This is a genomic window from Streptomyces sp. NPDC060031 (genome assembly GCF_042736805.1).
Taxonomy (GTDB): Bacteria; Actinomycetota; Actinomycetes; order Streptomycetales; family Streptomycetaceae; genus Streptomyces.
Genome location: NZ_JBHWVM010000035.1, coordinates 33063 through 47485, shown reverse-complemented (window position 1 = coordinate 47485; position 14423 = coordinate 33063). Strand labels below are relative to the sequence as shown.

Annotated in this window: 12 protein-coding genes; 11 read left to right on the top strand and 1 reads right to left on the bottom strand. The window is 72.8% G+C overall.

Annotated elements, in window-relative coordinates; all coding sequences use genetic code 11:
• Positions 1–8: 8 nt before the first annotated feature.
• The 8 genes from ACFWB8_RS17910 (at position 9) to ACFWB8_RS17875 (ending at position 9854) form a co-directional block, all read left to right on the top strand.
• Positions 9–989 (top strand): LysR family transcriptional regulator, encoded by a 981-nt coding sequence (locus ACFWB8_RS17910; RefSeq protein WP_385227266.1) that lies wholly within the window; start codon positions 9–11, stop codon positions 987–989.
• Between the two features lie 100 nt (positions 990–1089).
• Positions 1090–2442 carry a nitrate/nitrite transporter gene (locus ACFWB8_RS17905; protein WP_385227214.1) on the top strand — a complete coding sequence of 451 codons (1353 nt, stop codon included), beginning with the start codon at positions 1090–1092 and terminating at the stop codon, positions 2440–2442.
• A gap of 102 nt (positions 2443–2544) precedes the next feature.
• On the top strand, positions 2545–3690 hold the full coding sequence (locus ACFWB8_RS17900; protein WP_385227211.1) for a uroporphyrinogen-III synthase: 1146 nt from the start codon (positions 2545–2547) through the stop codon (positions 3688–3690).
• Between the two features lie 12 nt (positions 3691–3702).
• Positions 3703–4245 (top strand): GNAT family N-acetyltransferase, encoded by a 543-nt coding sequence (locus ACFWB8_RS17895; protein WP_385227262.1) that lies wholly within the window; start codon positions 3703–3705, stop codon positions 4243–4245.
• A gap of 101 nt (positions 4246–4346) precedes the next feature.
• A complete protein-coding gene (locus ACFWB8_RS17890) occupies positions 4347–4925 on the top strand; it encodes a CGNR zinc finger domain-containing protein (protein WP_385227259.1) in 579 nt (192 codons plus the stop codon).
• 156 nt (positions 4926–5081) lie between these two features.
• Positions 5082–7400 carry a HelD family protein gene (locus tag ACFWB8_RS17885; RefSeq protein ID WP_385227208.1) on the top strand — a complete coding sequence of 773 codons (2319 nt, stop codon included), beginning with the start codon at positions 5082–5084 and terminating at the stop codon, positions 7398–7400.
• 438 nt (positions 7401–7838) lie between these two features.
• Positions 7839–9263, top strand: a complete 1425-nt coding sequence (locus ACFWB8_RS17880; RefSeq protein WP_385227205.1) for an NAD-dependent malic enzyme — start codon at positions 7839–7841, stop codon at positions 9261–9263.
• Positions 9264–9572: 309 nt separating this feature from the next.
• Complete coding sequence (locus ACFWB8_RS17875; RefSeq protein ID WP_007264399.1) at positions 9573–9854, top strand: HU family DNA-binding protein; 282 nt, start codon at positions 9573–9575, stop codon at positions 9852–9854.
• A gap of 137 nt (positions 9855–9991) precedes the next feature.
• Here the strand turns inward: ACFWB8_RS17875 and murA are convergent, their stop codons facing one another.
• Positions 9992–11335 carry a UDP-N-acetylglucosamine 1-carboxyvinyltransferase gene (gene murA, locus ACFWB8_RS17870; protein ID WP_365921561.1) on the bottom strand — a complete coding sequence of 448 codons (1344 nt, stop codon included), beginning with the start codon at positions 11333–11335 and terminating at the stop codon, positions 9992–9994.
• A gap of 273 nt (positions 11336–11608) precedes the next feature.
• Here murA and ACFWB8_RS17865 point away from each other — a divergent pair, with 273 nt between their 5' ends.
• The 3 genes from ACFWB8_RS17865 to ACFWB8_RS17855 all read left to right on the top strand — a co-directional run bounded on the left by ACFWB8_RS17865 (position 11609) and on the right by ACFWB8_RS17855 (position 14294).
• Positions 11609–12169: a YqgE/AlgH family protein gene (locus tag ACFWB8_RS17865; protein ID WP_385227201.1), complete on the top strand. Its 561-nt coding sequence runs from the start codon at positions 11609–11611 to the stop codon at positions 12167–12169.
• A gap of 29 nt (positions 12170–12198) precedes the next feature.
• Positions 12199–12483: a DUF3039 domain-containing protein gene (locus ACFWB8_RS17860; RefSeq protein WP_030161320.1), complete on the top strand. Its 285-nt coding sequence runs from the start codon at positions 12199–12201 to the stop codon at positions 12481–12483.
• A 158-nt stretch (positions 12484–12641) separates the two neighbouring features.
• Positions 12642–14294: a beta-N-acetylhexosaminidase gene (locus ACFWB8_RS17855; RefSeq protein WP_385227198.1), complete on the top strand. Its 1653-nt coding sequence runs from the start codon at positions 12642–12644 to the stop codon at positions 14292–14294.
• Positions 14295–14423 lie beyond the last annotated feature (129 nt).

Below are 14423 nucleotides of genomic sequence, written 5' to 3'. Positions count from 1 at the left end.
CGGGGGTGATGCCCCGTGATGTGGAACCCCGCCTGCTGCGCGGATTCGTCGCCGTGGCCGAGGAGTCGCACTTCACCCGCGCCGCCGCCCGGCTGTACGTCGCCCAGCAGGCCCTGAGCCGGGACGTGCGCCGCCTCGAGCAGACCCTGGGCACGGCGCTGTTCGCACGCACCACCCGCGCCGTCGAGCTGACCCCGGACGGGCAGCGCCTGCTGCCCCTGGCCCGCGGCGTGCTGCGCGCCCACGAGGAGCTGGTCGCCGCCTTCGCCGGGCCCCGCCCGCTGCTCGTGGACCTCAACACCGACGGGCCGGGCACCGCGCGCACCGTCCTGGAGCGGGCCCGCGAACTGGCCCCGGAGTGCGAGCTGATGGCCCGCTTCGAGAGCGGGCTGACCCACGCCGCCGCCGAGATCGCGGCCGGCCGCCTGGACGTCTCCTTCGGGTACGCCGGCGGGCTGGACCCGAAGCTGCGGGCCCGGCTCGCGCACACGCCCGTACGGTACGAACCGCTCGCGGTGCTGCTGCCCGCCGGGCACGCGCTGGCCGCGGCGGCCGGACCGGCCGGCGTACCGCTGGAGCTGGACGCGCTGGCGGGGGAGAGCGTGTACACCGGGGCGGGCAACGCGCGGACCCTGGAGTGGACGGGGCTGGCCGGGGAGCTCTTCGCCGGGCGCGGGATCGCACAGGCGCCGCCCGCCCCGGTGGCGGTGGGCAAGGACGAGTTCGGGCGGGTGATGGCCAAGACCCGCAACCCGGTACTGGTGACGGTGGACTTCGCCGACATGCCCGGGTGCGTGAAACGGCCGCTCGCCGACCCGGTGCCGCTGTCGCCCCTCGAGATGGTGTGGCGCGAGGGCTTCGCCCATCCCGGGCTGGACGCCCTGCGCACGGCCGCGGCGGAACTCGCCGCCGAGCGGGGCTGGCTGGACGTGCCCCCCGGAAGCTGGCTGCCGGCGGCCGCGCTCACACCCGGCCCGGTCGGCGGGTGAGTGCAAGGTTTCCCGGCGGTCATCCGGCGGGGACCGGGGCCGAAACGCGCCCTTCCTAGGGTCGTCACCACGGACGCGACGGCAGCTGCGGAGGCGTGTGATGAGGCGTACGAAGACCTGGATCGAACACTGGGACCCCGAGGACGAGACGTTCTGGAAGGCCACGGGCGAGCGGATCGCCCGGCGCAACCTGCTGTACTCCGTGCTCTCCGAGCACATCGGCTTCTCGATCTGGTCCCTGTGGTCGGTGATGGTGCTCTTCATGGGGCCGGCCTACGGGATCGACCCGGCCGGGAAGTTCTTCCTCATCGCCACCGCCACCTGCGTCGGCGCCCTCGTACGGGTGCCGTACACCTTCGCCGTCGCCCGGTTCGGCGGCCGGAACTGGACGGTGGTCAGCTCCCTGCTGCTGCTCGCCCCGACGGTGGGCGCACTGGTGGTCATGGAGCCCGGCACCTCCTACGGCACCTTCCTGGCCGTCGCCGCGCTGACGGGGGTGGGCGGCGGCAACTTCGCCTCCTCGATGACGAACATCAACGCCTTCTTCCCGCTCCGCAAGAAGGGCTGGGCGCTCGGACTCAACGCGGGCGGCGGGAACATCGGCGTACCCGTGGTGCAGCTGCTCGCGCTGCTGGTCATCGCCACCGCCGGGGCGGGCCGCCCCAGGGTGCTGCTCGCGATCTACCTCCCGCTGATCGTGATCGCGGCCGCTCTGGCCGCCCTGCGCATGGACAACCTGGCGCCCGTACGCAATGACACAGGCGCCGTACGCGAGGCGGTGCGCGACGCGCACACCTGGATCATGGCGTTCCTCTACGTCGGCACCTTCGGCTCCTTCATCGGCTACAGCTTCGCCTTCGGCCTGGTGCTCCAGACGCAGTTCGGCCGGACCCCGCTCCAGGCGGCCTCGCTGACCTTCGTCGGCCCGCTCCTCGGCTCCCTGATCCGGCCCGTCGGCGGGGCGCTGGCGGACCGCTTCGGCGGCGCCCGGATCACCCTCGGCACCTTCGTGGCCATGGCGGCCGCGACCGGGGTGGTCATCTTCGCCTCCGTGCGGGAGTCGCTGCCGGTCTTCCTCGTCGGGTTCGTGGCGCTGTTCGTGCTCGGTGGGCTCGGCAACGGTTCGACGTACAAGATGATCCCGGGCATCTTCCAGGCGAAGGCGCTGGCCCGCGGCATGAGCGGCGAGGACGCCGCCGCCTACGGGCGGCGGCTCTCCGGGGCCTCGATGGGGCTGATCGGGGCGGTGGGCGCGCTCGGCGGTCTCGGCATCAACCTGGCGTTCCGGGAGGCCTTCTCGACCTCCGGCTCCGGGACGGCCGCCTTCGTGACCTTCCTCGGCTTCTACGCCGCGTGCTGCGCCGTCACCTGGACGGTATACCTTCGCCGGCCCGCGGCCGTGGCCTCCCCGGCGGCCGGGACGGCGGCGAAAGCGCAGCTCACCTCGGTGTAACGGGGGTTAACCGCGTGGAAATGCGGGTGAACCGAGCCTGATACGCACCCTTGGCAGGCTCGGCTCACGCGACACCCGACCCACTGCGCAAGGCAGGTCACCATGTACGACACGCACACCGGGCCGCTCGCCGGCTTCACCGTCGGGGTCACCGCCGCCCGGCGGGCCGACGAGCTGATCGCCCTGCTGCAGCGGCGCGGGGCCACCGTGCTGCACGCGCCGGCCCTGCGCATCGTGCCGCTGGACGACGACACCGAACTGCTCGCCGCGACCAGGAAGCTGATCGACTTCGCGCCGGACGTCGTGGTCGCCACCACCGCCATCGGCTTCCGCGGATGGATCGAGGCCGCCGACGGGTGGGGGATCGGCGAGGAGCTGATCGCCCGGCTGCGCGAGAGCGAACTGCTGGCGCGCGGACCGAAGGTCAAGGGCGCGATCCGGGCCGCCGGGCTGGTGGAGGCCTGGTCCCCGCGGTCCGAGTCCCTCGCCGAGGTGCTCGACCGGCTGCTGACGGCCGGGGTGGCGGGGCGGCGCATCGCGCTCCAGCTCCACGGGGAGCCGTTGCCCGGGTTCATCGAGGCGCTGCGGGACGGCGGGGCCGAGGTGATCGGCGTACCGGTCTACCGGTGGATGGCGCCGGCGGACCTCGGGCCGCTGGACCGGCTGCTGGACGCGGTGGTCTCGGGCTCGGTGGACGCGGTGAGCTTCACCTCGGCCCCGGCGGTGGCCTCGCTGCTGGCGCGGGCCGGGGAGCGGGGCGTACGGGAACCCGTCCTGGCGGCGCTGCGGGACGGCGGGGTGCTGTCCGCGTGCGTGGGCCCTGTGACGGCCCTGCCGTTGCAGGCGGAGGGCGTGGCGACCCTGCAGCCGGAGCGGTTCCGGCTGGGGCCGCTCGTCCAGCTGCTCTGCACCGAACTGCCGGGGCGCGCGCGGGTGCTGCCGGTCGCGGGGCACCGGGTGGAGATCCGCGGGCAGGCGGTGGTGGTGGACGCGGAACTGCGCCCCGTACCGCCGGCCGGGATGGCCCTGCTGCGGGCCCTGTCGCGCCGGCCCGGGTGGGTGGTGGCCCGGGCGGAACTGCTGCGGGCCCTGCCGGGCGCGGGGCGCGACGAGCACGCCGTGGAGACGGCGATGGCCCGGCTGCGGGTGGCGCTGGGCGCGCCGAACCTGATCCAGACCGTGGTGAAGCGGGGGTACCGGCTGTCGCTGGACGCCGGGGAGTGCGCGCCGGGGGCGCGCGTCGGTTAGCGTGCCCGGATGATGATCGCTGACGGAGTGGAGATGCGCGGCGTCACGCTGGACGACGCCGCCGGGCTGGCCGACACGCTGGCCCGCAACCGGGAGTACATGGCGCCCTGCGACCCTTACCGGCCCGAGGAGTTCTACACCGAGGCCGGTCAGCGGGCCCGCGTCGAGGCGCTGCTCGCTGAGCGCGACGACGGCCGGACGGTGCCCTTCGTGCTGACCGCGGGAGGCGTACCGGTGGGCGGGATCAACCTGGGCTCCATCACGCACGGGCCGCTGTGCAGCGGCGGCGTCGGCTACTGGGTCGACCGGGCATGGGCCGGGAGGGGCCTGGCCACCGCCGCCGTGGCGGAGGTCTGCCGGCTCGCCCGCGACGAGGTCGGACTGCACCGGGTGCAGGCCGGCACGCTCCTGGACAACCACGGCTCCCAACGGGTGCTGGCCAAGGCGGGCTTCACCGCCTACGGGGTCGCCCCCCAGTACCTCCACATCAACGGCGCCTGGCGCGACCACCGGCTCTTCCAGCGCCTGCTGCACGACGACCCGCCGCGCCGCTGAGCGGTCTCCCCGAGACCGCTCAGGGCCTGCACGGGGGCTTCCGCCGCGGAGCGGCTACGGGCACTCTGGGGGCACGCCCCAAGAGCGAGGCGGTGACGGGCATGTGGTTCGACTCCGGGCGGGTCTGCCTGGACCTGGTGGCCACCTCCGGGTCCCGCAGGGACATCGAGGGCACAGAGGGGATCCGGGACGGTGACGAGCTGCGGCTGTGGCTCGTCGGGACCGGGCTGGTGCCCGGCCGGACACCGCTGAGCCAGATCCAGACCGACTGGGTCCAGGCGTTCCGGGCGCTGCGCGCCGACGTGGAGAGCCTCGTACGGGCCGAACTGGCCGCGGCGGGGCCCGACCGGGACGCGCTGGCCCGGGTCAACGCGGCGGCCGCCGGTCCACCCCCGGGACTGTGTGCCGTACCGGACCAAGAGGGTCACCTCGTAAGGGAGTTGTGCGGCGGGCTGGAGTGCGGCGCGCTGCTCGCCGCCGTGGCCCGCGACGCCGTGGAACTGCTCACCGATCCCGGCGACCGGGCGCTGCTGAGGGCCTGCGAGGGGGAGGGCTGTGCCCGCGTCTACCTGGACACCTCGCGCGGGCACCGGCGGCGCTGGTGCTCCAGCGAGCTGTGCGGGAACCGGGAGCGGGTCGCCCGGCACCGGCGCAGGGTCCTGGCGGCCCGACCCGGGTAGGGGCGGCCCGCCCCGGACGGTCCCGAGGGGTTCCCGGGAGGTCCCGGCGTAGTGATCTTCGTCGTGATCCGCGTCCGTTCCCGGAACGGGCGTGCGGACAGGGTGCCGCTTCGCGTACGGTTGACGGTCGCCCATGCACGTCAGAAGGGGGCCTTGGTGGCCGCGCAGAATGCCGCTGTCGACAGCACGGCGGATTCCGTCCGCGATCGGGAGATCGCGGTCGAGCAGACGCATCTCGACCAGGTGTACCGACGCCTTGAGGAGAAGATCCACGAGGCCGAGTTCCTGATGAACGACGCCGCCAAGCGTGGCCAGGTGGGAACGCCCGGCGCGCTCGCCGAGCGCGACGCGCAGGTCTTCCGCGCCGGGATCCACCTCAACCGGCTGAACAACGAGTTCGAGGACTTCCTCTTCGGCCGCATCGACCTGGTGCTCGGCAAGGACGGGGAGCGCGGCGCCGACGGCGCCTACACCTCCGTCGAGCCGGCCGACGACGCGATCCGCGCCGACCTCACCGCCGACATCGCCGAGACGCTGCACATCGGCCGCATCGGAGTCCTGGACTCCGACTACGCGCCGCTCGTCATCGACTGGCGCGCCCCCGCGGCCGCGCCGTTCTACCGTTCCACCCCCAAGGAGCCCGGCCGCGTCGTGCGCCGCCGCGTCATCCGCTCCAAGGGCCGCAAGGTCCTCGGCGTCGAGGACGACCTGATGCGCCCCGAGGTCACCGCCTCGCTGCACGGGCAGGAGCTGCCCGCCATCGGCGACGGCGCGCTGATGGCCGCGCTCGGCCGGGCCCGTACGCACTCGATGCGCGACATCGTCTCCTCCATCCAGGCCGAGCAGGACCTCGTCATCCGGGCCCCCGCCGCCTCGGTCGCCGAGGTCGCGGGCGGGCCCGGCACCGGCAAGACCGCCGTCGCCCTGCACCGTGCCGCCTACCTGCTCTACCAGGACCGGCGCCGCTACTCCGGCGGCATCCTGATCGTCTCCCCGACGCCGCTGCTCGTCGCGTACACCGAGGGCGTGCTGCCCTCCCTCGGCGAGGAGGGCCAGGTCGCCATCCGCGCGCTCGGCTCGCTCGTCGACGGGGCCGAGGCGACGACGTACGACGATCCGTCCGTGGCCCGCGTCAAGGGCTCCTCGCGGATGCTGAAGGTGCTCCGCAAGGCCGTACGGGGCACCCTGGAGCTCGGCAACGCCCGCGGCCCCGCCCCGGACCGGCTCCGCGTGGTCGCCTTCGGCCGGCGCCAGGAGCTGGAGGCCGACGATCTGAACCGGATCCGGCAGAACGTGCTCGGCGGCACCGCGCCCGTGAACCTGCTGCGCCCGCGCGCCCGCAAGCTGCTCCTCGACGCGCTGTACGCGAAGTCGGGCGGCTCCGGTCGGCACAGCGACCCGGAGCTGGCCGCCGAGCTGCGCTCCGCCTTCGACGAGGACATCTCCACCGAGGACGCCTTCATCGACTTCCTCAACGCCTGGTGGCCGGAGCTGACCCCGCGCATGGTGCTCGCCGCGATGGCCGACGAGCGCAAGCTCGGCCGCTGGTCGCGCCGGGACCTGAACCCGCGCGAGACCCGGCAGCTGGCGCGCTCGCTGCGCCGGGTGGGCCCGGACGGCAAGGGCCCGCTGTCGGTGCACGACGTGGCGCTGCTGGACGAGCTCCATCAGCTGCTCGGCGCCCCGGCCCGGCCCAGGCGGAAGCGGGAGATGGACCCGCTGGACCAGCTGAGCGGGCTGGAGGAGCTGATGCCGACCCGCGAGGAGACCCAGTGGGAGCGGGCCGAGCGGCTCGCGGCGGAGCGCACCGAGTACGCGCACGTCATCGTGGACGAGGCGCAGGACCTGACGCCCATGCAGTGGCGGATGGTGGGCCGCCGGGGCCGGATGGGCACCTGGACGGTGGTCGGCGACCCGGCGCAGTCCTCGTGGACGGACCCGCAGGAGGCGGCCGCGGCCCGCGACGAGGCCCTGGGCTCCCGGCCGCGCCGGCGGTTCACCCTCACGGTGAACTACCGCAACCCGGCGGAGGTCGCCGAGGTCGCGTCCCGGGTGCTGCGCCTCGCGATGCCGGGCATGGAGCCGCCGACGGCGGTGCGTTCCACGGGCCTGGAGCCCCGTTTCGCGGCCGCCGGGGGCGAGCTGGGCGCGGCGGTGCGCGAGGAGACCCGGCGGCTGCTGGAGCAGGTGGACGGCACGGTGGGCGTGGTCGTGGCCATGGACCGGCGCGCGGAGGCCGCGGGCTGGCTGGCGGACCTGGGCGACCGGGCGGTGGCGCTGGGCAGCCTGGAGGCCAAGGGCCTGGAGTACGACGCCACCGTGGTCGTCTCGCCGGCGGAGATCGCGGAGGAGTCCCCGGCCGGCCTCCGGGTGCTGTACGTGGCGCTGACGCGCGCGACGCAGCAGCTCACGGTGGTCTCGGCGGACCGGGACCGGCCGGACGGATCCGGGGTGCCGGAGCTGCTGCGGGGGTAGGCGCGGGCGCGTACGGCCGGATGGCCCGCGGCCAGGCGGCTGGTGCGCGGAGGTCAACTTCCGGGAGGGGGATCACTTCCGGCGAACCTTTGTTAGCCTGGTCAAGACACCGGCTCGATCCAAGCCCCCGGGCCCAACCTTCGTCGCCTAGAGCGACCACTTGCCGCGAGGCGAGCATGGCGGGTCGGTGTCGTAGTCGTACACAACAGGTCTGCCCTCTTCGCTTCGGCGGAGGGGGCAGACCTGTTTTGCGTGGCCGGAAAAGCTTCCGAGACACCTGGAAATCTCGTATGGTGGAAGAGTCTTTCCGAAATTTGTAGCTGGTTACCTCGTACTGGCTGGTAGGTGGGACGATCGGACAACAGGTCCTGCCGACACCTTGCGTGCAGCGGGACCCTGTGTGTACAGAAAAACCAGGGACAGAAGAGGAACACGGCCATGGCAACGGCGCCCAGCGTCTCGTACTCGATGACGGTCCGCCTGGAAGTGCCCGCGAGCGGAACCGCGGTCTCCCAGCTCACCACCGCCGTGGAGTCGTCCGGTGGCTCGGTCACCGGCCTCGATGTGACCGCTTCCGGCCACGAGAAGCTCCGTATCGACGTCACCATCGCGGCGACCTCCACGGCGCACGCCGACGAGATCGTCGAGAAGCTGCGGGGGATCGAGGGCGTCAGCCTCGGCAAGGTCTCCGACCGCACCTTCCTGATGCACCTCGGCGGCAAGATCGAGATGGCGTCCAAGCACCCCATCCGCAACCGCGACGACCTCTCGATGATCTACACCCCGGGCGTGGCCCGCGTGTGCATGGCGATCGCCGAGAACCCCGAGGACGCGCGCCGCCTGACCATCAAGCGCAATTCCGTCGCAGTCGTGACGGACGGCTCCGCCGTGCTGGGCCTCGGCAACATCGGCCCGATGGCCGCGCTGCCCGTCATGGAGGGCAAGGCGGCCCTCTTCAAGCGCTTCGCGGGCATCGACGCGTGGCCGATCTGCCTCGACACCCAGGACACCGACAAAATCGTCGAGATCGTCCGAGCCATCGCCCCGGGCTTCGCCGGCATCAACCTGGAGGACATCTCCGCGCCGCGCTGCTTCGAGATCGAGGCCCGGCTGCGCGAGGCCCTCGACATCCCCGTCTTCCACGACGACCAGCACGGCACCGCGATCGTGGTCCTCGCCGCCCTCACCAACGCACTTCGCGTGGTGGGCAAGGCAGTTGGCGATGTCAAGGTCGTCATGTCGGGCGCCGGCGCCGCCGGTACCGCGATCCTCAAGCTGCTCCTCGCCGCGGGCGTCAAGAACGCGGTCAGCGCCGACATCCACGGTGTCGTGCACGCCGACCGCCCCGACCTGGTCGACGCGGACGCCGATTCCCCGCTGCGCTGGATCGCCGACAACACCAACCCCGAGGGCTACACCGGCAGCTTGAAGGAGGCCGTGGTCGGCGCCGACGTCTTCATCGGCGTCTCGGCCCCGAACGTGCTCTCCGGCGAGGACGTCGCCGCGATGGCGGAGGGCGCGATCGTGTTCGCGCTCGCGAACCCGGACCCCGAGGTGGACCCGGCCATCGCCCGCCAGACGGCCGCCGTGGTGGCCACCGGCCGCTCGGACTTCCCGAACCAGATCAACAACGTGCTGGTCTTCCCGGGCGTCTTCCGCGGCCTGCTGGACGCCCAGTCCCGCACCGTGAACACCGACATGATGCTGGCCGCCGCGAGCGCCCTGGCCGACGTGGTCGGCGAGGACGAGCTGAACGCGAACTACATCATCCCGTCCGTGTTCAACGACAAGGTCGCCGGCGCGGTCGCCGGAGCCGTCCGCAAGGCCGCCTCGGCCGTCGGATCGGCCACCACAACCCCCTGATCCCCGGCGCGTCGCGGGATGCGGGCCCGGCGGGCCCCCTCTAGGGTTGCGGGGATGCCCGCGTGGCCCGCGGTCCGCATCGGCCGGATCCCCTCTGGTGCGGACGGAGCGTCACCGCGGCGTGACTGTGGCGCTTTTCGTGTGACCCTGGCGGGTGCCGGATTGGCTTTCCCGCCGCTGGTGGGGGCAGGATGCGTAATCGGGCGAGAGGGTCTGACGTCAGACCCGGGTCCGGGGACTGTCCTAGGGCCCTGGCAGCATCGGCTTCGATCTCACGCCTCTAAGGCAAGTTGAACACGGGAGTACAACATGAACCGCAGTGAGCTGGTGGCCGCTCTGTCCGAGCGCGCCGAGGTGACCCGCAAGGACGCCGACGCCGTTCTGGCCGCGCTCGCCGAGACCGTCGGCGAGATTGTCGCCAAGGGCGACGAGAAGGTCACCATCCCCGGCTTCCTGACCTTCGAGCGCACCCACCGTGCCGCTCGCACCGCGCGCAACCCGCAGACCGGCGACCCCATCCAGATCCCGGCCGGCTACAGCGTGAAGGTCTCCGCGGGCTCCAAGCTCAAGGAAGCCGCCAAGGGCAAGTAGTCCCGCCCTTGTGCCGAGAGCCGTACAGGCCCTCGGGACGGCAGTAGTACGTGACACGGCGAAGGGCGGCCACCCCCTGGTGGGGTGGCCGCCCTTCGGCCTGTTCCGGGCCCCTGAGGGGCCCGGAGGGGGCTTCGTCAGACGAGGTCGCCGTTCGGCAGCTCGACCTTGGCGCCGAGCTCCACGAGCTTCTCCATGAAGTTCTCGTAGCCGCGGTTGATCAGGTCGATGCCGTGGACCCGCGAGGTGCCCTCGGCGGCCAGCGCCGCGATCAGGTACGAGAAGCCGCCGCGCAGGTCGGGGATGACCAGATCGGCGCCCTGCAGCTTGGTGGGGCCGGAGACGACCGCCGAGTGCAGGAAGTTGCGCTGCCCGAAGCGGCAGGCGCTGCCGCCCAGGCACTCCCGGTAGAGCTGGATGTGTGCACCCATCTGGTTGAGCGCGGACGTGAAGCCCAGGCGGGACTCGTAGACCGTCTCGTGGACGATCGACAGGCCCGTGGCCTGGGTCAGCGCCACGACCAGCGGCTGCTGCCAGTCGGTCTGGAAGCCGGGGTGGACGTCGGTCTCCAGTGCGATGGCGTTGAGCGGGCCGCCCGGGTGCCAGAAGCGGATGCCGTTGTCGTCGATCTCGAACGCCCCGCCGACCCGGCGGAAGGTGTTCAGGAACGTCATCATCGAGCGCTGCTGGGCGCCGCGCACGTAGATGTTGCCGCCGGTGGCCAGGGCCGCGGAAGCCCAGGAGGCGGCCTCCAGGCGGTCCGGGAGCGCCTTGTGGTTGTAACCGCCGAGCCGGTCGACACCCGTGATCCGGATGGTCCGGTCGGTGTCCATGGAGATGATGGCGCCCATCTTCTGCAGTACGCAGATGAGGTCCTCGATCTCCGGTTCGACGGCGGCGTTGCTGAGTTCGGTGACGCCCTCGGCCAGCACGGCCGTCAGCAGCACCTGTTCGGTCGAGCCGACCGACGGGTAGGGCAGGCGGATCTTGCAGCCGCGCAGCCGCTGCGGGGCCTCCAGGTACTGGCCGCCCTCGCGCTTCTCGATGGTCGCGCCGAACTGGCGCAGCACCTCGAAGTGGAAGTCGATCGGGCGGCCGCCGATGTCGCAGCCGCCCAGGCCCGGGATGAAGGCGTGGCCGAGGCGGTGCAGCAGCGGGCCGCAGAAGAGGATCGGGATGCGCGAGGAGCCCGCGTGCGCGTCGATGTCCGCGACGTTCGCGCTCTCGACGTGCGAGGGGTCGAGGACCAGCTCGCCCGGCTCGTCACCGGGTCGCACCGTCACCCCGTGCAGCTGGAGCAGTCCGCGCACGACCCGGACGTCACGGATGTCGGGGACGTTGCGCAGCCGGCTGGGCTCGCTGCCGAGCAGGGCCGCGACCATCGCCTTCGGTACGAGGTTCTTCGCGCCGCGGACACGGATCTCGCCCTCGAGCGGGGTTCCGCCGTGAACAAGCAGTACATCGTCGCTGATGCCGGTCATGAATCTCGCGTTCCGGAGAGGGGTGGGCAGGGGGACCAGTGGCAAGGGTAAGGGGCACCACCCCCTTGTTTGTATGGCTGACGCGGCCGTAGGACTGTCATGGATTCGCCACAACACCCTCGGTGTGCGCTCCATGGCGGAGTGTCGCGTTCCGGCGGAGGAGGAAACGGTCGGCGCCACGCGCCGCGTACCGCTGCCGTGCGCCCTGAACTGCGTACGACCCGATGTCCCCGCCGACTCCCCCGAAGGGCGAATGTGCGAGATCATGTCGCCATGACCGAGGTGTCCTCCCTCACAGGGCGGTTGCTCGTGGCCACCCCCGCCCTCGCGGACCCGAACTTCGACCGCGCGGTGGTGCTGCTGCTCGACCACGACGAGCAGGGCTCGCTGGGCGTCGTCCTCAACCGGCCCACTCCCATTGGCGTCGGGGACGTCCTGCTGCCGTGGGCCCCGCTGGCCGGCGACCCGGGGGTGGTGTTCCAGGGCGGCCCGGTGGCGCTGGACTCGGCGCTGGGCGTGGCCGTCATCCCCGGCGAGGAGGGGCCGCTCGGATGGCGCCGGGTGCACGGGGCGATCGGCCTGGTCGACCTGGAGACCCCGCCGGAGCTGCTGGCCGCGGCGCTGGGGGGCCTGCGCATCTTCGCGGGCTACTCGGGCTGGGGCCCGGGGCAGCTGGAGGACGAGCTGGGCGAGGGCGCCTGGTACGTCGTGGACTCCGAGCCCGGTGACGTGTCCTTCCCCGATCCGCAGGGCCTGTGGCGCGCGGTCCTGCGGCGCCAGCGCAGCGAGCTGGCGATGGTGGCCACCTATCCGGACGACCCGTCGCTGAACTGACCCGGGCCGGGATCGGTACCCTGGCTGTTATGAGCACTCTTGAGCCCGAGCGCGGGACTGGTACGGGGACCCTCGTTGAGCCGACGCCGCAGGTGTCCCACGGCGACGGCGACCACGAGCGCTTCGCCCACTACGTCCAGAAGGACAAGATCATGGAGAGCGCGCTCGGCGGCACCCCCGTCGTCGCGCTCTGCGGCAAGGTCTGGGTGCCGGGCCGGGACCCGAAGAAGTACCCGGTCTGCCCCATGTGCAAGGAGATCTACGAGTCCATGGGCCCCGGCGGGGACAAGGACAAGGGCGGCAAGGACAAGTAGTCCGACCCGGTCCCGGCGGGACCAAGGCCCTCGGATGCGCCGTGCGCGTCCGGGGGCCTTTGCCGTGTCAGGGGGGCGGGTTAGGGTCGGCGGCACAAGCGCCATGTGAAACGCCCGTTGCGCCTGATGCAACGGCCGGAGCTGGAGGGGTCGAGGCCATGCCCGAGTTGATTCCGGAGCCGCGGTACGCACGGTTCGCCCGTGACCGCCGCGTGTGCGCACTGGACGATCCGCTGCTCTCCGTCGGCCCCGGCGCCGAAGGCACCGCGCGCTGGCTGCGCCGCGAGCTCGGCGCGGCCACCGGCTGGGAACTGCCCGCGCCGGCGCGGGGGCAGGAGGACGGGGGGCGCGCGGTGATCCGGCTCGCGCTGCGCCCCGACCTGGCGCGGAGCGTCGGCGCGGAGTCCTACGAGGTGCACGTCACGGACGGCGCCGTACTGCTCGAAGGCGCCGACCCGGCCGGTCTCTTCTACGCCGCGCAGACGCTGCGTCAGCTGCTCGGACCCGAGGCGTACCGGCGCGCACCCGTGACCCCGGGCCGCGGCTGGCGGCTGCCGGTGGGGGACCTCCTGGACGGCCCCCGCTTCGGCTGGCGCGGGATGATGCTCGACGTCGCCCGGCACTTCATGCCCAAGGACGGGGTGCTGCGGTACATCGACCTGCTCGCCGCCCACAAGCTGAACGTGCTGCACCTGCACCTGACGGACGACCAGGGCTGGCGGGTCGAGATCAAGCGCTACCCCAAGCTCACCGAGGTCGGCGCCTGGCGTGCGCGCAGCCGCTGGGGGCACCGGGCCTCGCCGCTGTGGAACGAGACCCCGCACGGCGGTTACTACACGCAGGACGACATCCGCGAGATCGTCGCGTACGCGGCCGAGCGGCACGTCCGGGTGGTGCCCGAGATCGACGTGCCCGGGCATTCGCAGGCCGCCATCGCCGCGTACCCGGAGCTGGGCAACACGGACGTGGTCGACACCGCGGCGCTCGGGGTGTGGGAGGACTGGGGGATCAACGAGAACGTCCTCGCCCCGACGGAGGCCGTCCTGCGGTTCTACGAGGGCGTGTTCGAGGAGCTGTTGGAGCTGTTCCCGGCCGAGGTGTCGCCCTTCGTGCACGTGGGCGGGGACGAGTGCCCCAAGGCGCAGTGGAAGGCGTCCGCGCTCGCGCAGGAGCGGATCCGTGAGCTGGGGGTGGACGGCGAGGACGGGCTCCAGTCCTGGTTCATCCGGCACTTCGACGGCTGGCTCGCCGAGCGCGGGCGCCGGCTCATCGGCTGGGACGAAATCCTGGAGGGCGGCCTGGCGCCGGGCGCGGCCGTCTCCTCGTGGCGCGGGTACGGGGGCGGGATCGCGGCCGCCGAGGCCGGGCACGACGTGGTGATGTGCCCCGAGCAGCACGTCTACCTGGACTACCGTCAGGCGGGCGGCCCGGACGAGCCGATGCCCATCGCGTACGTGCGCTCGCTGGAGGACGTGTACCGCTTCGAGCCGGTGCCGCCGAAGCTGTCGCAGGAGGCCGCGGCCCACGTGCTGGGGGCGCAGGCCAACGTGTGGACCGAGGTGATGGAGAACCAGAGCCGGGTCGACTACCAGGTGTTCCCGCGGCTGGCCGCCTTCGCGGAGGTGGTGTGGTCGCAGCTGCCCGGGCCGGCGGAGCGCGACTACGCGGGCTTCGAGGCGCGGATGGGGGCCCACTACCGCCGCCTGGACGCGCTCGGGGTCGCCTACCGGGCGCCCGGCGGGCCGTTGCCGTGGCAGCGCCGGCCCGGGGTGCTGGGGCGCCCGAAGGAGGGCGCGCCCCCGAACGTGTGACACGTGCGTGGCGGCGGGAACCGGAACTCTGTTCACTTTTCCTCCCTGTACGGGGGAAACCGGGCGATAGGGGAAGGGCCCGGCGCGGGCGGCGCGGCCCCCCGTGCGGGGAGCCGGACGGGGTGCCGC